This is a genomic window from Intestinimonas butyriciproducens (genome assembly GCF_004154955.1).
Taxonomy (GTDB): domain Bacteria; phylum Bacillota; class Clostridia; order Oscillospirales; family Oscillospiraceae; genus Intestinimonas; species Intestinimonas butyriciproducens.
In genome coordinates this window covers 365,686-384,461 of record NZ_CP011524.1, presented here as the reverse complement: position 1 = coordinate 384,461, position 18,776 = coordinate 365,686, and the positions used below count along the sequence as shown (strand labels likewise).

The window sequence follows — 18,776 nt, the reverse complement described above, 5'->3', positions numbered from 1 at the left end:
CGATATGATTTATGCGACCGGCGATACCCATGGCAATTTCGAGCGGTTTCAGCCCGAACACTTCCCGGAGCAAGCTGAAATGACCAAAGAGGATTACATGATCATCTGCGGTGACTTTGGTGGTCTGTGGGACGGGCGAAAAAAAGATAATCGGAACCTGGACTGGCTGGAATCCTTACCCTTCACCGTGCTGTTTGTCAGCGGCAATCACGAGAACTTTGATCTGCTGGGGAAATACCCTGTCGAGGAATGGAACGGTGGGAAAGTCCAGCGCATCCGCCCGCATGTGATCCACTTGATGCGGGGACAGGTATTTGAACTGCAGGGATATACATTCTTTACTATGGGCGGAGCAAGGAGCCACGATATGGAATACGGTGTACTGAATCCCTACGCTCCAGATTTCGAAGAACAATACTGGACACTTCGCAGGATGGGGGCCAGTTTCCGTGTAAACCATCGTTCCTGGTGGAAACAGGAGCTTCCGAGTGCTGCGGAATATGAAGAAGCCCGAAACAATTTGGAGCGTGTCCGGCATGAAGTGAACTATGTCATCACCCACTGTGCTCCCAGCAGTATTGTAGACCAACTGGGCGCAGGAGGATATGCCCATGATCCCCTGACAGATTATCTGGAAGAAGTCAAAGAAAGAACCCGGTTTCATTACTGGCTGTTCGGACACTATCATGACAACAAAATCCTGGATGACCGATTCGTTCTTCTCTGGGAACAGATGATTCGGGTGGTGTAAACAGGCCAAAGAGAAGTGCGGGAGTATCCCGTATTTCTCTTTGGCCTGTTTTCGGTTAAGCATAATTTATCAGAAAGGAGAAACTATGAACACTCGCAAAAACATCGACTATTCTGCCATGTTTGCGGATTTGGATGCAGCAGTAACTGCTGACTTTTCTCAAGTGCAACTATACTGCGAATTAGGCCGAATTGTATGTGGTCGTTCTGAAAAGGGTGCTGCGGTTGCTGCTGCAGAATACCTGTCTGAACAGTATCCGAATGTCCCTGGTTTCTCCCCGCGCAATCTGCGGAGGATGCGTGATTTTTATCGGATGTACGAGGGCAATCAAGAACTTTTGAAACTCGCCGCAGAGATCTCCTGGACACAAAATGTTGTGATTCTGGAGGCGGACCTGAACATGGAGGAGCGACGCTGGTATCTGCTGGCCGCAAAACAGTTTGGATGGTCAAAAACCGCACTCCAGAATGCTATCCAGGAATGTGCTCATCAGGAACTCACGCTCGACGAATTTGAGGTTCCATGTTATACTGATCATGAAGAAAATCAATTGGAGAGTTCCGAAAATGATCAAGATACTTTTTCTCTGTCATGGCAATATTTGCAGAAGCCCGATGACCGAGTTTGTGATGAAAGATATGGTGAAGAAAGCTGGTCTGGCACAGGAGTTTCAGATCGAATCAGCTGCTACCAGCACCGAGGAAATCGGAAATCCTGTTTACCCGCCTGCCCGCCGGAAATTGGCCGAGCATGGAATCGACTGTTCCGGCAAAACAGCATGGCAGCTCCAGAACAGCGACTACGACAAGTACGACCTGCTGATCGGCATGGATCACGCCAATATCCGGAGTATGTACCAGATCTGTGGTGGCGACTTTGCCGACAAAATGCACCTTCTGATGGATTTTACAAGCCGACCAGGAGAAGTAGCCGACCCGTGGTACACCGGCGACTTCGATGCGACCTGGCGGGATGTTATGGAAGGCTGTCAGGGATTGCTTGATGATTTGCTGAAGAAAAGAGGTGTGATATGAATGGGGCAAGAGGATAAGATTCAGCTTTTTGAAGATAAGCGCATCCGCACAGCCTGGGACGAGGATAAAGAGGAATGGTACTTTTCTGTTGTTGATGTCGTTGCAGTTTTGACCGATCAGCCGGATCAGCGTGGCGCAAGCAACTACTGGGCAAAGCTGAAACAACGCCTTAAAGACGAAGGTGCAGATCAGTTGCTGACAAATTGTCAGCAACTGAAATTGAGGTCCCCAAAGGATGGAAAACGGTATAATACTGATGTGGCAGATACGGAACAGCTTCTGCGTATCATCCAGTCCATACCATCTCCCAAAGCTGAGCCGTTTAAGCTATGGTTGGCACAGGTTGGTCGGGAGCGAATCGAAGAAACGATAGATCCGGAACTGACCATTGAACGGGCGCTGGAAACCTATCTGAAGAAAGGCTATACCCGTGAATGGATCAATCAGCGACTGCAGGCGATCCAGGTCCGCAAAGAGCTGACCGATGAATGGGATGCCCGTGGTGTTCAAAAGGGCATTGAGTATGCCATTCTTACAGATGAGATATCCCGAGCATGGTCCGGGATGTCCACCAGACAGTATAAGAATCTCAAGGGGCTGAAAAAGGAAAACCTGCGGGACAATATGACTACACTGGAATTGGTTCTGAATATGCTGGCCGAGGCTACGACCACAGAAATTTCCAAGCAGAAAGCACCGGAATCTTTTTCTGATAATATCGAAGTGGCTCGTGCAGGCGGTAAAGTCGCTGGAGATGCCCGAAAGGCTATTGAGTTGCAAACAGGTGTCCCTGTTATTACGGAAAAGAATGCTGCCCAACTCAATCAAGTGATAACCGATTTGATTGAAGGGGGTATCTCCGAATCGGAAGTTGACTCATCAAAACAAGAATAAATAATTTGAGTTTTGCGGAGATAACATGACATCTACAGCGTTTTGATGTTACAAAACCAGAAGCGTTGAGAAATCTACGTTTCTGGTTTTTTCTTTACAGCCGCAATTGATCGCTGGTTTTTTATTTTGTGATTTGCCACTGTTGCATATGACTCATCACTCATCAAAAAAACAAAAAATTGCACACGAAATTACACACGGAATTGAGGGGCCGCGGGAAATTACCCGGGAGGGCAAACGGAAACCCCCTCCCGAACGTGGAGGGGGTGGACGCTGGTGAGGTATGGGGAGTACGTGCCCGACGCAGATTGCCCGAATCATATCCATCTAGATGCATACAAATGTACTGCAGCGGGAAAAATTCTACCGAAAAAAGTAAAGTTTTTCTTGCTTATGCTTACCGGGGGTGATATGATTGGGCCAGGAGGAAGTACCATTTAGAAGCACATTCGAAGGAAAAAGGAAGGAAGGAGGCTCGAAAATGGCACTATTAGCCGCGCCGAGAAAGGGCGCTTTTCTCATCGACTCGCGCGATGCCGACATATTAAACACTAGGAGCGGGGCTGTTTTAGAGGCTCTGCAAAAAATTCGGAAGGCCGAAGCCTCCGGGAAAGACACTAGTCGCTTACGTCAACTGGATGAAAGAATTTCGACGTTGCGGGCTAAAGGGCGGTAGTTCGATAGGTGATATATACGCTTGCCAGCAAAGATGACTTAATTGGTATTTCCTTCAACTGCGGAAGCGAATATATTGATAAATACTTTAGTGAAGAACTGCTGGATGACGATGATGCTGTTTCCTATTGTTTTTGGGCAGATGCCAGAAAACAAGAATTAGTGGGAATAGCATCATTGTCTTGTAGTGGGATAATCATTCAATCAGCCTCTAAGTTTAACATAACACCAGCCGTAGAGGTGAAAATATTCGCGGTAGACGAAAAGTACCAGCATAAGATATTCCCAGACGCGGACGAGGATGCGGGGCACTGGAGCGATTATTGTTGGTATTACCTCATGGAAATCCTATACGGCATAACCGGTAAGCATTGCGGGGCAAGCCATATCGTCCTATACTCCGTACCAGATGCCGTAACATTTTATAAGCGGCATGACTTCAAGGCGTTCGCGGAACTCATGGCCATGCCGTCCAACATGGGGATAGACGGATGCATTCCGATGTTTTTGAACTTATGACAGTAAAAACCGCCCCCGCCACCCAATATGGATGGCGGGGGCCTTTTCATTTCTTACCTAGCTGGTCATAGAGCGCGTTACCCTGTGGACCGATGAGCGCCCGCAGGGCGGCTTTTTCGTGCAACCGTGAAATATCGGTTTTAACCGCCCCTTCCAAAAGAGAGCCGGACCAGCCTTCCAAAGATAAACTTCTTGACAAACGAAGGCAGGCAGTCCCGCGGGGGAACCGTCCCTCACAGCAGTTGAAATTCCACCATCTCCACCGTCCGCTCCATCTCATCCCCGGTCAGGCCTCTGCCGTCCAGCGTCATCTCGCCGAGCTGGTTGTCATAGGGATCCCAGCGCACCTCCGGGTCAGGGGGCGTCAGGGGGGCCAGACAGGCCCGGTTGGCCACCATCCGCCAGGGGTCCAGGCTGCCGAAATAGTGCGCCCGCCGCTGGTCCTCCCCCTTCCGCCGAGCAGAAGAGCCGAAGGAACAGTCGCACCACAGCCAGCCGTAGGGCTGAACGTAGAACTGGGCCCAGTCGTGGGGGCCTACATGGTCTGGCCGGACCGACAGGCCGCTCTCCCACCGAGCGGGCACGCCTGCGATGCGGCACAGGGCAATGAAGAGCAGGGCCATCACACCGCAGTCCCCCCGCAGCTCCCGGGCGCAGTAGTCGGCGATGGGGGGCAGCTGCAGGTAAGCGGGCTGGTAGCGGTAGTCCACATGGCCCGTCACATAGTCATAGATGGCCGCCGCCTTTTCCACCGGCCCCCGGCATCCCGCCGTAAGCCGCGCCGCCAGCGCCCGCAGATAAGGAGTGAAGGCCAGGTGGGGCGTCTCCTCCCCGGTGTCGAAGTCGGGCTGGACTGGGTCGGGCGTGAGGGACGCGGGGGAAACGTAGTCGGCCCGGTAGCAGTAACGGTATGTCACGGAGAAGTCCCCCCGCTCCCGGCTCTTCCACCAGACGGTCCGCTGAGGCGCGTCCCCCGGGGCGCACACCCCGCCGGGGGTCATCTCCAGAAATTCGATTCCGCTCTGCTGGGGGCACTCCAGGGGGATGGGAAGCCAGGCCTGGACCTCCCTGCCCGCCGGCGCCTGCTTGGAGCGGATGGCGGCCCGCAGGGTGATGACGGCAGTAAGACTCCCCTCCGCCTCCATCCGCGCCAGGATCTGGTTTCGCAGGGTGTTGTCCTCTGCCTCGGGCGCGAGGCCAACCGCCTCCTTGGGATAGATGCGCAGGGAGTCCACGAAGTCCTCGTGGAGGCGCATCTCCCCATTGATGTACCGCCAGTCTGCCCGGCCGGCGTCCACCAGGGCGTCGAACTGCCCGTCGGTGATGTCCTTCCACTCCCGGCGCAGCAGCTCCAGCGCCTGGACGCGGGGATAGGGGTAGTCCCGGGGGAGACGCTGGAGCCGCACCCGCTCGCACCGCAGGCGGGCTGCCAGCTCCGGTTCGCAGTCCCCCGCCAGACGGGCTTCGACCAGCCGCAGCGCCCCGGATAGGTCCCCCGCGGCCTTGCGCCGGGCGATGTCGCCGGGCAGGTCCACGCACAGATAGCGGAAATCCTCGTTTTTGGTCATGACGACGCCTCCATTTCTTGCACTGCGCGATGCGCTCGGCTCTATTATATCACAGGACGCCGCGCCGTCACAATCCCGTCCTCCGGCGGGGACGGTCCCGTCAGTGTATTCCGTCCGCCACCCCTATGGTGAGCAGCAGGTTGGCAAAGGTCCGCCCCTCTCCCGTGGAGACGGCCAGACGCACCCCCGGCTCACAGCAGGCGTCGTAAAACGCATAGCGCCCCAGGCCCTGAAGCTCCATGCCCCCCAGCATCTGCCGGAACACGCCGAAAATCTCCGGCGTGGAGCCGTCCTCCGGGTCCATGACCTCCGCCTTTTCCACGCAGACCACGGTTTGCAGGACCGCCAGCACGTCGGTGACGGTGGGCAGGCCGGGCGCCAGCCCCAGATAGACCTTCTCCGCGCCGCCGGAGCGGGAGGCCAGGGGGTAATTCCCGTCGGCGATGAGGACCTTGTCCCCGTGGCCGCATAAGGAGAGGACCCGCATCAGGTCCGGGTGGATACACGCGCCCGTAAGCATTTTCAGTTCTCTCCTTCCCGCAGTTGGCCCAGCTTTCCGCCGGGGTGACAGCGCACATAATCGGCCGGCGTCTGTCCGCAGTCCGCCTGGAGCGCCACGGACAGGGCCTGCAAGGTGAGCAGCTCGGCCAGGATGGAGCTGCGGGGCGCCCGGTTGAGGGGCCCCCCCTCCTCCCCCACCCCGGCAAAGAGGTGGAGGTCGCTGTTCCGGGCCAGCCAGGAGCCCGGATCTCCGGTGACCCCGATGACCTTGCAGCCGTTGTTCTTCACGGCGATCACTGTGGCCTTCAGCTCGGCGGTCTCCCCCGAGTTGGAGATGCAGATGACCACATCTCCGGCCACCAGTTGGCCGCAGGAACCATGTACGGCCTCTGTCCCGTGGAGGAAGTAGGCGGGGGTCCCGGTGGAGGACAGCAGGGAGGCCATATAGCCGGCCACATGGCCCGGCTTTCCGATGCCGGTGACGTGGACCCGTCCGCCCCCCCGGCGGCTCTCCCGGATCATCTGGACGGCCGCCTCATAGCCGTCCGCCTCCAGCCCCTCCAGGAAGGCGTTCAGCTCCCTTCCGGCGGCGATCAAAAAATGCGCCACCGCCTGTCTGCTCTCTGGTTTCATGGCGTTCACTCCTTTTTTCTTATTGCAGGGCGTCCAGCTCGGCGGGGTCAAAGCCGCCGTAGCCCCGCTCCCGGAGCAGGGCCTGGACCTCCGCTGCGGTGGGCAGACTGGGGATGGCCCCCATACGGGTGACGGTGATGGCCGCCGTATGGCTGGCGAAGGCCAGGGCCTCCCCCTGGGGCAGCCCCGCGCACACGCCGGTGCAGAAGGCCGCCACAAAGGAGTCCCCCGCCGCCGTGGGGTCCGCCACATGGGGCATCCGCACGCAGGGCGTTTCATGGATACCCTCCGCCCCCGCCGCCACAGAGCCGTTCTCTCCCAGGGTGATGATGAGGTGCTCCACCCCCTTCTTTCGGAAGGCGGCGGCCACCGCCGCCACGTCCTCCCGGCAGACGCCCTGCGCGTCCGTCCGGATGGGGTGCCCGGCGATGAGGGCGGCCTCGTGCTCGTTGGGGGAGAGGTAAGTGGCGCAGGAGAGCAGCTTCGGTGAGATGGGGGCCGCCGGGGCCGGATTTACCATAACGGGCACCCCGGCGTCCCAGGCCCATTCCGCCGCCGTCTCTATGACCTCCATGGGCAACTCGAACTGCATCATCAGCATGTCGTAGCACCCGATCTCCTCCCGCAGCCAGGCGATATCCTCCACCTTCATTGTATAATTGGCCCCCGGGCATACCGTGATGCGGTTCTGTGCCCCGTGCTCCGTCACCTCCAGGAGGATGTGGCCCACACCGGAGGACTCCGCCGGGTCCACGGACACGTGGGACACATCCACGCCCGCCGCCCGTGCCGCGTCGGTCATGATCCGCCCAAAGGCGTCGTCCCCCACCCGGCCCGCCATGGTCACATGGGCCCCCAGGCGGGCGCACTGTACGGCCTGATTCACCCCCTTGCCGCCGGGCGCGGTGGTGAATTTCTTTCCGATGACGGTCTCTCCTGCGTTGGGCGCCCGCTCGGCAGAGGCGATGAGATCCATCATAAAGCTGCCGACCACCAGGATACGCGGTTTTTTTAGCATGACTGATTTCCTCCCTGCGTCTTTCTGTAGTTGTCTTTATCATATAATATTGTCTGATATCCTATCTCTATTCCTCTCGGTCCGCCCCTCACCTGTCGCCGGACTGCGGGCGCGAACCCTTGCGCCAAACCTTTTTCTGCGATTTTCTCCCCCCGCGCCCTTTTCAAATTCGGTTTCTATGGTATAATAAAACCAATTTAGAACGGTATGACGTCATCATATTTCTGAAGGGGGTATTTTCATGGATAAGCCGGAGCCGAGTCCGATCAAGGCCATCACCAGAGTGTCGATTACCGATTCCGTCGTAGACCGCATCCGCGAAATGATCGAGTCCGGAGCCTATGAGGTGGGGGAAAAGCTGCCCACCGAGGCCAAACTGTGTGAAATGCTCTCCGTGAGCCGCACCAGCGTGCGGGAGGCCACCCGCGTGCTTCAGACCCTGGGCTACGTGACTCTGGTGCCGGGCAAGGGGGCCTTCGTGGCCGACCTCAAGCCCTCCGACGGCGGGGAGGAGAACTGGTTCGACGTGGAGAACGTGCAGTTCTATGACTTCATGGAGGTGCGCATGGCCATCGAGACCCTGGCCGTCCGCCTTTCGGTGGAGCGGGCCACGCCCAAGCAGATCCGGGCCCTGGAGAAGATCCACGCCGCCTTTCTGGAGGCCAACGAGAAGCAGGATGGCCTCCAGCTCATCATGCTGGACGAGCAATTCCACACCAAGATCATCGAGTACACCAACAATCCCCTGCTCATCAACATCAACAAGCAGCTCCTGGAGTGCTTCCGGGTTTACCGGAGCAGCTCCTTCATGAACAACGCGGTCTATCAGAACGCGGTGGGGCCCCACTCCCGGATTCTGCTGTGCTTCCAGACCCATAACGTGAGCCAGGCGGTGGAGGAGATGCGCCGACATCTGGAGATCACAACGCTGGATATGAAAACCATCCACAGCGGGCAGGAGTCCTGAGGGGCCCTGTCCGCCCGCCATGTCCGGGGACATAAGGCAAACAGGAGCGCCCGCCCGATCATCCATGGATGCGGTTGGCGCTCCTGTTTTGATTGTCGGGCCGATCCGTCTTGTCCGCCCCAGGGGCCCCCCGGGCTTAGTTCAGCTTGCCGATCTCCCGAAGAATGGCGGTGGTGACGGCCATCTCCTCCTCGGTGGCGGGCGCCAGGGGGCTGCGCGCGGGCCCGAGGTGGATGCCGGTGACCAGCTCGATGGCGGGGCGGAGAATGGAGTTGGGCAGGATGCGGCCGTTCTGGCCGGTGGACTTGCAGAAGCGGTAGATGGGCACGAAGAGCTCCTTGGCCCGCTGGTTGTCGCCCTCGGCGAAGGCCTTGAAGATGGCCCGGATCTCGTGGCCGAAGATGTGGGCGCCGCCGCTGACCAGACCCATGGCGCCCTGGACGATGGTGGGCAGGAGCATCACGTCGTCGCCGTTGTAGATGGCAAAGTCGGGATCCACGTCCTGTGTGGCCAGGAAGAAGTCGGTGACTTGGGTGGGGTTGATGCCGGCCTCGTCCTTGACGCCCACGATGTTGGGGAGGGCGGCCAGGCGGCGGACCGTCTCGGCCTCCAGGTTCACGCCCACAAAGATGGGGATGTTGTAGAGCATGATGTCGGCCTTGGTGGCCTCGGCCAGGGCCTTGAAGTGGCGGTACAGGCCCTCCTGGGTGGGCTTGTTGTAGAAGGGGCAGACCACCAGGCAGGTCTCGATGCCCAAATCCACCGCCTTGTTGGTCAGGGCGATGGTCTCCTTGGTGGAGGCGCAACCGGTGCCGGCGATAACGGGCTTGCGCCCGGCGGCGGTCTTGACGGCGGTCTCCATCAGCTTCACCCGCTCGTCAAAGGTGAGCAGGCTGGCCTCGCCGGTGGTTCCGGTGACGATGAGGGAATCGCACAGGTCGTTTTGAATGAGGTACTCGATGAGTTCGGCATACTTGCCGTAGTCCACCTCTTCGTTGGCGTCATAGGGGGTGATGAGGGGCAGCAGGATCTGGCCGTACTTTTCCACAAACTGATTCATGACTTGTTTCCTCCAAATGATTCTATTTTCTGTTGTTTGATAGGACCCCTCCGGGGGCGCTCAGCCGGCAAAGGCGCTGCGGATGGCCGCCTTCTCCTCCTCGGGCAGGTAGGTGATGGGGCTCCGGCAGTAGCCGCAGTCCCGGCCCAGCACCTTGAGGGCGTACTTCAGGCGGATGGGGAACTGATTGCCGCCCAGGCACTGCCACTTCTGATAGAGGGACTGCTGGATGGCCAGGCCCCGCTGGTGGTCTCCGTTCCGGGCGCACTCCCACATCTCCACGCACTCGGCGGGGAATACGGAGAGGATGGCGGAGATGGCCCCCCTGGCCCCCAGGTCGAAGCAGGAGTAGATCATATCGTCGGTGGCCGCGTACACCCTGCCCCGGCCGGCCGTCTCCATGATGTCGGCGTAGAGGGCCTGGATGCCGCCCACGCTCTGCTTGATGCCCATGACGTGCTCGGTCTCATCCAGCAGGCGGTGGAAGAGGGCGGGGGAGATGGTGTTCTGCGGGATCACGTTGTAGATGATGACGGGCAGCCCCACCTCCCTGGAGATGGTGCTGTAAAAACTGAACATGCCTTCGGCGTTGGGCACCAGGACGTTGTAGGCGGTGGGGGTCACCATGATGGCGTCGGCCCCGGCCTCCCTGGCCCGCAGTCCGGTGGCCACCGCGTCCCGGGTGCTCATCCGCATGACGCCGCACACCAGGGTCTGCTCCGGGCCGACGAACTCCCGGCCGATCTCCAGCATCCGGCACAGCTCGTCGTCGTGGAGGGTGGGGCCCTCTCCGGTGCTGCCGCCCACACTCAGGCCGTGGGCGCCCGCCTCCATGCACAGCTCCATCTCCCGGCGCAGACAGCTCTCGTTGATCTCGCCCGCCTCGTCAAAGGGCGTGACGATGGGGGGAATGATCCCCTCGTACTTCTTGACCATGCTGCTCTTCCTCCTTCCCAGGCGGTTCCTCGCCCGGCTTGCTCATCCATTTTGTATGATGTATGATTGTATGATTAGTATATACACCCTTTTTCTCCTGCCGTCAATACTCACCCGGGAATTTTTTTCGGTCAGTCGATAAAGCCCAGCAGCCGGGGCAGGAACAGACTCAGCTCAGGGATGAAGGTGACCAGCAGCAGGATGACCACAGCCAAGAGGATGAGGGGCATGGTGGACTTGACCACCTGCTCAAACTTCAGTTTTCCCACGTTGGAGGTGGCGTAGAGCACCACGCCCACAGGCGGCGTGATGAGGCCGATGGTCAGGTTGATGATCATGACCACGGCGAAGTGGACGGGGTGGACGCCCATGGCCACGGCGATGGGGGCCAGGATGGGGGCGAACAACAGCACGGCGGCGGAGGTCTCCATCCACATGCCCACGATGATAAGGACTACGTTGATGATCAGGAGCATGACGTAGGGGCTGTCGGTAATGCCCAGCATGAAGGCGGAGAGCTGCTGGGGGATCTGCTCCACGCCGATGGCCCAGGCAAACACCGCCGAGATGGAGGTGATGACGAAGAGATTGGCGGTGGTCTTTCCGGCGGACCAGAGGGAGTCCAGGATCATCTTCACAGTGATGTTCTTAAAGACGAAGGCGCCTACGATCAGGGCGTAGAGCACGGCCACGGCGGCCGCCTCGGTGGGGGTGAAGAGGCCGGCGGTGATGCCGACAAGGATGATGAGGGGCATCCCCATGGCGATCCAGCCCCGGATGCGGATGTCCTTTTTCTCCGCGGAGGTATACTGCTTTTCATGCTTGGGCAGGTTGAGCCGCTTGGCGTTGAGCTTGATGTAGAGCATTTGGGAGCCCGCCAGCAGCAGGCCGGGAAGGAATCCAGCGTACAGCACGGCGCCCACGGACAGGGCCATGGTGCCGGCGTAGAGGATGGCCACGTTGCTGGGCGGGATGAGGGGGCTCTCAATGGAAGAGGCGGCGGTGATGGCGCAGGCAAAGCCCTTCTCATAGCCGTCCTCCTCCATGGCGTCGATCTCCACCTTGCCCAGACCGGCGATGTCGGACAGGGCCGCGCCGGAGATGGAGCCGAAGATGGTGCTGGCCAGCACGTTGACGTAGGCCAGTCCACCCCGCCACCTGCCCACCCGGGTGATGCGCACAAAGTCGAAGAGCTTGCTGGAGATGCCGGTCCGGACCATGATCTCCGCCGCCAGCATGAACAGGGGCAGGGCCATCAGCGTAAAGGAGTTGATGCCCGAGAACATGCGGATGGGGATGACCAGCAGGTTGGCGGGGTTGGTGATAAAGATGTAGAAGATGGTCGTCAGGCCGATGGAATAGGCGATGGGGAACCCGACGAGGATGGTTACGATCAAAATCAGAGTGGCGATCCCGAATTCAAGCATCCTCTCCACCTCCAAACAGCAGATTCAAAATCTGCCCCATTGTCTGCAACGTACAAAGCACGCCGCCTATGATCAGGGAAATCTGGGCATACAGGATAGGAAAACCCATGGAGGCGCTGAACTGTCTGGCACCCACCTTTGGGAAATACTCCACGCCCCAATAGGTCACGATGCACCAGAACGCCAGCACCACCAGACGAATCACTATATTGAGCAGAAATTGGGGAACCCTTGGCAGACGTTCGATGAGAAAGTCCACCCCTACGTTGTCCCACTGACGAATCCCATTACTGGCGCCGATGAACGCGATGTAGATCATGACATAGCGGGAGAGCTCCTCCGTCCAGTTGGGGTTCTTGACGCCGGGGGTCAGCCGGGCCACCACCTGCAGAAGCACGATGCCTGTCATGATCGCCATTAGAGCCAAGCAGACCTTCTCCACCACCGTGGCTAAAAAGTCCAGGTATTCGTTTAGAAGATCATGTACTTTCCTCATGATTGTCCTCCTCATAGGATCTATTGTAAAGGGCCGCAGGGGAGGGGCGTCAGGAAGGACACACCGTCCTGACACCCCCTTGCGGTTTCAGCCCCTCCCAATGCGGGGAGAGAATCAGTCTTCTTTTTTACCACCCTTTTTGCGGGTGACGAGGAAAATCACAACAAGCGCCGCGACAACAATCACCGCAATCAGGGCCGGGCTGGTCCCGCCGCTGTTCGAGTTGGAGGCACCCTCGGTCTGGGTGGGATCGTTAGCATTGCCGGGTGCGGGGGTGGCGTCAGGATCGGTGGGCGCGGCGTTTCCGCCATTCTCAACGCTGTCGATGGCAGCAAAGCGCTCATCCACTAAGCTGGGATTGCTCAGATTTTGTTTCAGATAATCGATGACGGGTTGCTGAGCCACCTTAAAGGTCTCCAGCTCCTCAGCCGTAGGGGAGTAAACGGTGACGCCCTTTTGAGTCAGTGTGTCCACAGCCAAGGCCTCGGCGTAGCGGCAGGTGCCGCGGGCGGCGATGGTGGCCTCCCGTCCGGCCTCGTCCACCTTGGCCTGGGTATCCGCGTCCAGCCCCTGGTACCACGTGTCGCTGATGACCAGGAAGGCTAGGCCCAGCAGATGCCCGTCCAGCGTGCAGTAGGGCTGCACCTCGTCCAGGGAGGCGCCCAGAGTCGTGACGGCTGAGTTCTCCTGTCCGTCCACCACGCCGGTCTGCAGGGCGCTGTAGAGCTCCAGGAACGCCACCGGCGTGGCGGAGGCGCCCAGGGCTTCCACCATCTCCAGGTAGACCGGGCTGTCCTGCACCCGGATGTTCAGCCCCTCCATATCGGCGGCCGTCCGGATCTCCCGCTTGCTGTTGGTGAAGTTGCGGTAGCCGCCGTTGTCGTAGGAGGCCACCACCCGGAACCCGGTCTCGGCGGCGATCTTCTCAAAGAGCTGCCGGCCGAAGTCCCCGTCCAGCACATCGTAGGCAATGGTGGGGTTGTCAAACAGATAGGGGATGGTGAACACCTGGATATCGGGGGCGAAGGCGGACAGAGCGCCGTCCGCCGGGGTGCTGCCGGTGATGGTCCCGGTGAGCATCTGCTCCATGGTGGAGGCCGCGTCCCCCAGCACGCCGTTGGGATAGAGCTCCACGGAGTACTCCCCGCCGGTGGACTTCTCAAAGGCGCCCTTAAAGGCCAGCATCGCCGCGTAGGAAGGGTGGTAGATGCTCATATCACCGATAGTAAGTGTGGGGGAATCGGTGAACGCCAGCTTGACGATCTTCCCGTCCTCCGCCGCGAAGGCTGTTGTGGACAATGCTATCATCAATACAATACCCAGCAACAGAGAGACCATTCTTTTACCTGTCTGTTTCATCTCGCTCCTCCTCTTTAGACATCTCAAATTTTGTGTGATGTCATATGTCTGTTTAATAAATATAGTCATCTTTCATCAATTCGTCAAGTATTTTTATCTTTTTTGCCGGCGCTTCTACGTTTTCGACAATTTTTGTTGTAAATATTTAGCCTATTTGCCAACGTTCCCTTTTATCTGTTGATATGATGTCAGGCCGTCTCAGACCGGCTCCCTCTCCCCTCCTCCCGGTCTCCCGCCGTCCAGGCGTATCTGGGATTCTGTACACAGAACTTTCCGCCGGTGATTTCGATGCTGACGCCGTTGATATAGGAGGCCCGGTCCGAGGCCAGAAACACGATGGTGTCGGCCAGGTCCTGGGGCACGCCCAGCCGCTCCATGGGAATGTTGTCCCGCTGCCCTGTGGCCGCCGCCCAGTCGTCGATCCGGGTCATGGGCGTCTCGATGACGCCGGGGATATAGGTGAGCACCCGGATGTGATCCCTGGCGTATTCCCCGGCCAGCGAGCGGGTGAGGCTGCATACCCCCGCCTTGGCCGCGCCGTAGGGGCCGGAGCCCGCCGCCGGGAACAGGGACTGGAAGGAGCCTGCGTTGAAGATAATGCCGCCTCCGCCCTTCCGCATCTCTCTGGCGGCGTATTTGGACCCCAGGAAGACCCCCGTCAGGTTGGTGTCGATGACCTCCCGCCAGAATGCCAGACTCACCTGATCCATGGGGGCATGGCAGGTCATCCCCGCGTTGTTCACCCAAACGTCCAGCCGCCCGAAGCGGCGGAAGACCTGCGCGGCGAAGTCGGATACCTCCTCCTCCCGGGTCACATCCACCTTTTGGGTGTAGATCTCCCACCCCCGGGCGGTGAAGTCCGCCTCCGCCTCCGCCAGCTTCTCCTCCCGGCGGGCGCCGATGGCCACCGCGCAGCCCTCTCCGGCAAAGGCCTCCGCGATGGCCCGCCCGATCCCGGTGGCGCCGCCCGTCACCACGGCGACCCTACCCTTCAGACCCAATTCCATACCGACACTTCCTCTTCAATATTTTGTATGATATCATACTTTTATTTTATGCCTTTCTTTCCGCAAAGTAAACAGATTTCTTTTTGAAAAGCCCTTGACATTGGGCAGGTCTGCGCGTAAGATAGGTCTAAATTGTATGATGTCATATATAATCACAGAAAGAGGGATCTCAAATGGAAGCTGTCTCCGCGTTGAAGGTCGGCTGCGGAAAATTCTTTCACGGCGAGGGAGTGATCTCCCTTCTGGCGGGAGAGATCATGCGTCTGGGCGGGAAGGCTCTTCTTGTGGGCGGCCCCACCTCGGTGGACCGGGTGATGGATGCCGCGCGGGAAAGCCTGGACGCCGCCGGTGTCTCCTGTGTGGTCCGCCGCCACACCGATTACTGCACCGTCGCCTGGGCCGAGACCTACGCCGCGCTGGCCCGGTCGGAGGGCTGCACGGTCCTGGTGGGCGTGGGGGGCGGCAAGTGCATCGACGAGATGAAGTGCGCCGCCCATTTCGCCGGCCTCCCCATCATCACAGTGCCCACCTCCATCGCCACCTGCGTGGCCACCTCCATGGTCTGCATTATGTATAATGAGAAGGGCCAACGGGCCCCGGCCGTCAACCTGAGCAAGGAGGTGGATGTGTGCATCGCCGACACCGGCCTCATCGCCTCCGCCCCCCGCCGCACGCTGGCCGCCGGGATTCTGGACTCCATGGCCAAGATGCCCGAATGCTTCCATCAAAAGAAGATCGGGAGCTATCGGGACTGCACGCTGGAGGAGTACATCCAGGTCGTCAACAGCCGGGCCATTTTTGAATTTCTGATGGGCGAGGGCCGGGACCTCTACAAAAACGGCGGCGCGGCCCGGCGCTTCCAGGACGCAGTGCTCACCAATCTGCTCCACACCTCCATCGTCAGCGGGTTTGCTGACGGCTCCGGGCAGTTGGCCGTGGCCCATGCCACCTATGACTTCCTGCGCACCCATCATACCGAGGCCAGCTATCATTTTCTCCACGGCGAGATGGTGGCGGTGGGTCTGCTGGTCCAGATGGCTTATAACGGCTCCTCTCAGGAGGAGATCCAGGCCGTCCGGAGCCTGATGGCCGACATGCACATGCCCCTGACCCTGGCGGACCTGGAGTACGACTGCTCCGGTGCTCAGCGGGACTTTTTCCTCCAGACCATTGCCGCAGACGCCAACATCACCACGCCTGCGGACATGTCCCTCCTGCGTGCCGCTCTGGAGGAGGCGCTCTGAGCGCGGCTCCGACCTTTCTCACGGCAGAGCGCGCCGCCCATACGGGCGGCGCGCTCTTTTGTCATGTAGCCGCGGCCAGATGCCGCTCCAGGGCGGGCCCCAGCCGCTCCCCGATGTGCCGAGCAAAGGTGCCGATGAGGACCACTGCGATCAGGGTCCCCTCCCGGATTCCCCGGACCTGCCGGAAGCAGAGGAGGGAGACGGCCACCGTCACCGCCACCATGGCGCCGTCGAAGAGCACCTTCCCCGTGCCGAACCGCAGGCCCGTACGGCGGACGACGGCGTTGACGCACCCCTCGGCGGGCAGCACCACAAAGTCCGCCGAGACGATGAGGAACACCCCCAGGGCCAGCACGGCGCAGCCCAGAACAAAGACCGCCAGCCGGGCCGGGTAGGGCGGAGCCCACCCGGCCAGAAAGCCGAAGAGGACGGCGGTGAGGTCGATGGTCACACTGAACAGGACGCTCATGAGGAACTGTGCCCCCATCATCCACAGGGGGTATTCCCGCCGGAGCAGCAGGCGCTGGAGCAGGAAAAACACCAGGTTTACCAGCGTGGTGCACCAGCCCATGGTGATGGGTGTGATCAGGGAGAGGACGTACGCCACACTGACGATGGGCGAGATGCCCAGATCACAGTTTTTGGTGACCGCCACTCCGGAGGCGTAGCACAGCAGTCCCAGGGCGCAGATCAGGAGCCTCTTCGGAAGGGCGGCCCCGGTGTTGGCCGCCGTGCTCATTTCCCGGCGGCCATGGCCCCGGCGATGACCATGCGCTGGACCTGGTTGGTGCCCTCAAAGATCTGCCACAGTTTGGCATCCCGCATCAGCTTCTCCACCGGATATTCCCGGGAGTAGCCGTAGCCGCCCAGTACCTGCACCGCATTGGTGGTCACCTGCATGGCCGCGTCGCTGATGAAAGCCTTGGTGACGGTGCCCAGCTTGGAGTCGTAGACTCCCTCGTCCACCATCCGGGCGCAGTGCCACAGCAGGGCCCGGGCGGCGGTGGTCTGGATCTCCATATCCGCCAGCAGCCCCTGCACCATCTGGTGGGCGATGATGGGCTTGCCGAAGGTCTTGCGCTGTTTGGCATAGGCCACGCTCTCGTCAATGGCCCGCTGGGCGATGCCCAGGGCGCCGTAGGAATTCACCCCCCGGCTGCGGTCCAGGCAGGTCATGGCGATCTTGAAGCCCTTGCCCTCCTCGCCCACCCGGTTCTTGGCAGGGATACGGACGTTCTCAAAGAGGAGATCGGTGGTGTTGGAGAGCACCATGCCCATCTTGTCCTCGGCCTTGCCTACGGACACGCCGGGCCGGTCCTTTTCCACGATGAAACAGGTGATGCCCTTGGTGCCCAGGCTGCGGTCCACCGTGGCGAACACGGTGTACACGTCGGCCAGACCGCCGCTGGTGATGAAGCACTTTCGGCCGTTGAGGATGTAGTCGTCCCCATCCCGCACCGCAGCGGTGCGGGTGGCTCCGGCGTCGCTGCCGGCGTCGGGCTCGGTGAGGGCAAAGGCGCCCAGCTTGCCGTTGAGGAGGAAGTCCATGTAGTAGTGCTTTTGCTCCTCGGTCCCGAAGAGCATCACCGGCTCGATGCCGAACTCTCCGGTGGTGGCGCTGCAGATGAACCCCGCGTCCACTTTGGCGAATTCTTCGTTCACCAGCACCATGTCGAAGGCGCCGAAGCCCTGTCCGCCATAAGCCTCAGGCAGGAACATGGTGTTGAAGCCGGCGTCGCAGAACTTCCGGAACACCTCCACGGGGAAGGGCCCGTGGGTGCGGTCGATCTCGGCGGCAATGGGGCCCAGCTCCTTCTGGGCAAAATCCCGGGCAAACTTTTGCAGGTCCTTCTGCATCTCAGTCAAAACATATCCGCTCATGGCAGTATCTCCTTTCGGGTCGGTCACTGGAATTTTGGGGGGCGCTTTTCCAGGAAGGCAAACACGCCCTCCCGGAAGTTGGGGGAGGCGGCGCATTCGGCCTGGAACTCCTGCTCCAGGGCCATGTAGTCCCCAAAGTCCTTCCAGCCGGTCTCCCACTCCATCCGCTTGACGGCCCTGTAGCAGCTGGAGGGGCCCGCCGCCAGTCGGAGGGCAAACTTCATGACCTTCTCCTCCAGCTCCGCCTCAGGCACCACCCGGTAGGCAATGCCGTACTCCAGGGCCTTTTCAGCACTCACGGGCTCGCCCGTCATGCACATCTGGACGGCCCGGGCGTCGCCCACCGCCTTGGCCAGGGCGTAGAGCCCGCCGGTGTCGGGCAGCAGCCCCACACCCACAAATGCTTCGATGAATTTGGCGTTGTCGGCAGCGAAGCAGAAGTCGCAGCACAGCGCCAGGCTGCACCCCGCTCCGGCGGCGGCACCCCGCACGGCGGCAATGACCGGCTTTCCGGAGGTCTTGATGGCCACCGGCAGCCGGGAGGAATTGCGCATGTTGGCCGCCATATCCAGGGTCCCGTTCTCCAGCCCTTCCCGGAAAGAGCCCAGCTCTCCCCCGGCACAGAATGCCTTGCCCGCGCCGGTGAGGACCATCACCCGCACCCCGTCGTCGGCCTCCGCGGCGGTGATGGCCTGGTAGAGCTCCTCGATGATCTCATCGGTGATGGCGTTGAGGGTCTTGGGGCTGTTGATGGTGATGACGGCCACGCCGTCCCTCACCTCATAGAGGATCTTTTTGTATTCCAT

The 18,776-nt window shown here is 60.0% G+C and carries 19 protein-coding genes and 1 pseudogene; 7 read left to right on the top strand and 13 right to left on the bottom strand.

What is annotated here, in order from left to right; all coding sequences use genetic code 11:
* The first annotated feature begins 4 nt into the window (after window positions 1–4).
* From SRB521_RS01845 to SRB521_RS01830, 5 genes and pseudogenes are all read left to right on the top strand, one after another.
* Complete coding sequence (locus SRB521_RS01845) at window positions 5–751, top strand: metallophosphoesterase family protein (RefSeq protein WP_116721495.1); 747 nt, start codon at window positions 5–7, stop codon at window positions 749–751.
* A gap of 85 nt (window positions 752–836) precedes the next feature.
* Window positions 837–1,232 (top strand): annotated as a pseudogene (locus SRB521_RS16850) (DUF1016 N-terminal domain-containing protein); the annotation flags it as partial.
* Between the two features lie 85 nt (window positions 1,233–1,317).
* Window positions 1,318–1,785, top strand: a complete 468-nt coding sequence (locus tag SRB521_RS15920; RefSeq protein WP_116721496.1) for a low molecular weight protein-tyrosine-phosphatase — start codon at window positions 1,318–1,320, stop codon at window positions 1,783–1,785.
* Complete coding sequence (locus SRB521_RS01835) at window positions 1,786–2,679, top strand: BRO-N domain-containing protein (RefSeq protein WP_116721497.1); 894 nt, start codon at window positions 1,786–1,788, stop codon at window positions 2,677–2,679. It begins immediately after the preceding gene.
* A gap of 684 nt (window positions 2,680–3,363) precedes the next feature.
* Complete coding sequence (locus SRB521_RS01830) at window positions 3,364–3,873, top strand: hypothetical protein (protein WP_116721499.1); 510 nt, start codon at window positions 3,364–3,366, stop codon at window positions 3,871–3,873.
* Window positions 3,874–4,106: 233 nt separating this feature from the next.
* On the opposite strand, the gene SRB521_RS01825 is transcribed toward SRB521_RS01830, so the two are convergent.
* From SRB521_RS01825 to SRB521_RS01810, 4 genes are all read right to left on the bottom strand, one after another.
* Window positions 4,107–5,441, bottom strand: a complete 1,335-nt coding sequence (locus SRB521_RS01825) for a transglutaminase-like domain-containing protein (RefSeq protein ID WP_075705204.1) — start codon at window positions 5,439–5,441, stop codon at window positions 4,107–4,109.
* A 100-nt stretch (window positions 5,442–5,541) separates the two neighbouring features.
* Window positions 5,542–5,961 carry an RbsD/FucU domain-containing protein gene (locus tag SRB521_RS01820; RefSeq protein ID WP_075705203.1) on the bottom strand — a complete coding sequence of 140 codons (420 nt, stop codon included), beginning with the start codon at window positions 5,959–5,961 and terminating at the stop codon, window positions 5,542–5,544.
* 2 nt (window positions 5,962–5,963) lie between these two features.
* On the bottom strand, window positions 5,964–6,575 hold the full coding sequence (locus SRB521_RS01815; protein ID WP_075705202.1) for a KpsF/GutQ family sugar-phosphate isomerase: 612 nt from the start codon (window positions 6,573–6,575) through the stop codon (window positions 5,964–5,966).
* A 19-nt stretch (window positions 6,576–6,594) separates the two neighbouring features.
* Window positions 6,595–7,593 (bottom strand): ribokinase, encoded by a 999-nt coding sequence (locus SRB521_RS01810; RefSeq protein WP_075705201.1) that lies wholly within the window; start codon window positions 7,591–7,593, stop codon window positions 6,595–6,597.
* Window positions 7,594–7,834: 241 nt separating this feature from the next.
* Here SRB521_RS01810 and SRB521_RS01805 point away from each other — a divergent pair, with 241 nt between their 5' ends.
* Window positions 7,835–8,560, top strand: coding sequence for a FadR/GntR family transcriptional regulator (locus SRB521_RS01805; protein ID WP_058116965.1), 726 nt, complete (start codon window positions 7,835–7,837; stop codon window positions 8,558–8,560).
* Between the two features lie 136 nt (window positions 8,561–8,696).
* Here the strand turns inward: SRB521_RS01805 and dapA are convergent, their stop codons facing one another.
* The 6 genes from dapA to SRB521_RS01775 all read right to left on the bottom strand — a co-directional run bounded on the left by dapA (window position 8,697) and on the right by SRB521_RS01775 (window position 14,845).
* Window positions 8,697–9,620, bottom strand: coding sequence for a 4-hydroxy-tetrahydrodipicolinate synthase (gene dapA / locus SRB521_RS01800; protein WP_081959958.1), 924 nt, complete (start codon window positions 9,618–9,620; stop codon window positions 8,697–8,699).
* 60 nt (window positions 9,621–9,680) lie between these two features.
* Window positions 9,681–10,556 (bottom strand): dihydrodipicolinate synthase family protein, encoded by an 876-nt coding sequence (locus tag SRB521_RS01795; RefSeq protein ID WP_033118825.1) that lies wholly within the window; start codon window positions 10,554–10,556, stop codon window positions 9,681–9,683.
* A gap of 131 nt (window positions 10,557–10,687) precedes the next feature.
* On the bottom strand, window positions 10,688–11,983 hold the full coding sequence (locus SRB521_RS01790; protein WP_075705200.1) for a TRAP transporter large permease: 1,296 nt from the start codon (window positions 11,981–11,983) through the stop codon (window positions 10,688–10,690).
* Entirely contained in the window at window positions 11,976–12,479 is a 504-nt protein-coding gene (locus tag SRB521_RS01785; RefSeq protein WP_075705199.1) for a TRAP transporter small permease, read from the bottom strand. The genes SRB521_RS01790 and SRB521_RS01785 overlap by 8 nt, the downstream gene beginning before the upstream one ends.
* Before the next feature lie 114 nt (window positions 12,480–12,593).
* Window positions 12,594–13,838, bottom strand: a complete 1,245-nt coding sequence (gene dctP / locus SRB521_RS01780) for a TRAP transporter substrate-binding protein DctP (RefSeq protein ID WP_165366522.1) — start codon at window positions 13,836–13,838, stop codon at window positions 12,594–12,596.
* A gap of 188 nt (window positions 13,839–14,026) precedes the next feature.
* Window positions 14,027–14,845 (bottom strand): SDR family NAD(P)-dependent oxidoreductase, encoded by an 819-nt coding sequence (locus SRB521_RS01775; protein ID WP_075705197.1) that lies wholly within the window; start codon window positions 14,843–14,845, stop codon window positions 14,027–14,029.
* Between the two features lie 173 nt (window positions 14,846–15,018).
* Between SRB521_RS01775 and SRB521_RS01770 the strand changes: the two genes are divergently transcribed.
* Window positions 15,019–16,089, top strand: coding sequence for an iron-containing alcohol dehydrogenase (locus SRB521_RS01770; RefSeq protein ID WP_075705196.1), 1,071 nt, complete (start codon window positions 15,019–15,021; stop codon window positions 16,087–16,089).
* 61 nt (window positions 16,090–16,150) lie between these two features.
* Here the strand turns inward: SRB521_RS01770 and SRB521_RS01765 are convergent, their stop codons facing one another.
* The 3 genes from SRB521_RS01765 to SRB521_RS01755 are packed head-to-tail and all read right to left on the bottom strand — an operon-like array spanning window position 16,151 to window position 18,776.
* Window positions 16,151–16,828 (bottom strand): YczE/YyaS/YitT family protein, encoded by a 678-nt coding sequence (locus SRB521_RS01765; RefSeq protein ID WP_075705195.1) that lies wholly within the window; start codon window positions 16,826–16,828, stop codon window positions 16,151–16,153.
* Window positions 16,825–17,970 carry an acyl-CoA dehydrogenase family protein gene (locus SRB521_RS01760; protein ID WP_116721501.1) on the bottom strand — a complete coding sequence of 382 codons (1,146 nt, stop codon included), beginning with the start codon at window positions 17,968–17,970 and terminating at the stop codon, window positions 16,825–16,827. The genes SRB521_RS01765 and SRB521_RS01760 overlap by 4 nt, the downstream gene beginning before the upstream one ends.
* A 23-nt stretch (window positions 17,971–17,993) precedes the next feature.
* On the bottom strand, window positions 17,994–18,776 hold the full coding sequence (locus SRB521_RS01755) for an enoyl-CoA hydratase/isomerase family protein (protein WP_116721502.1): 783 nt from the start codon (window positions 18,774–18,776) through the stop codon (window positions 17,994–17,996).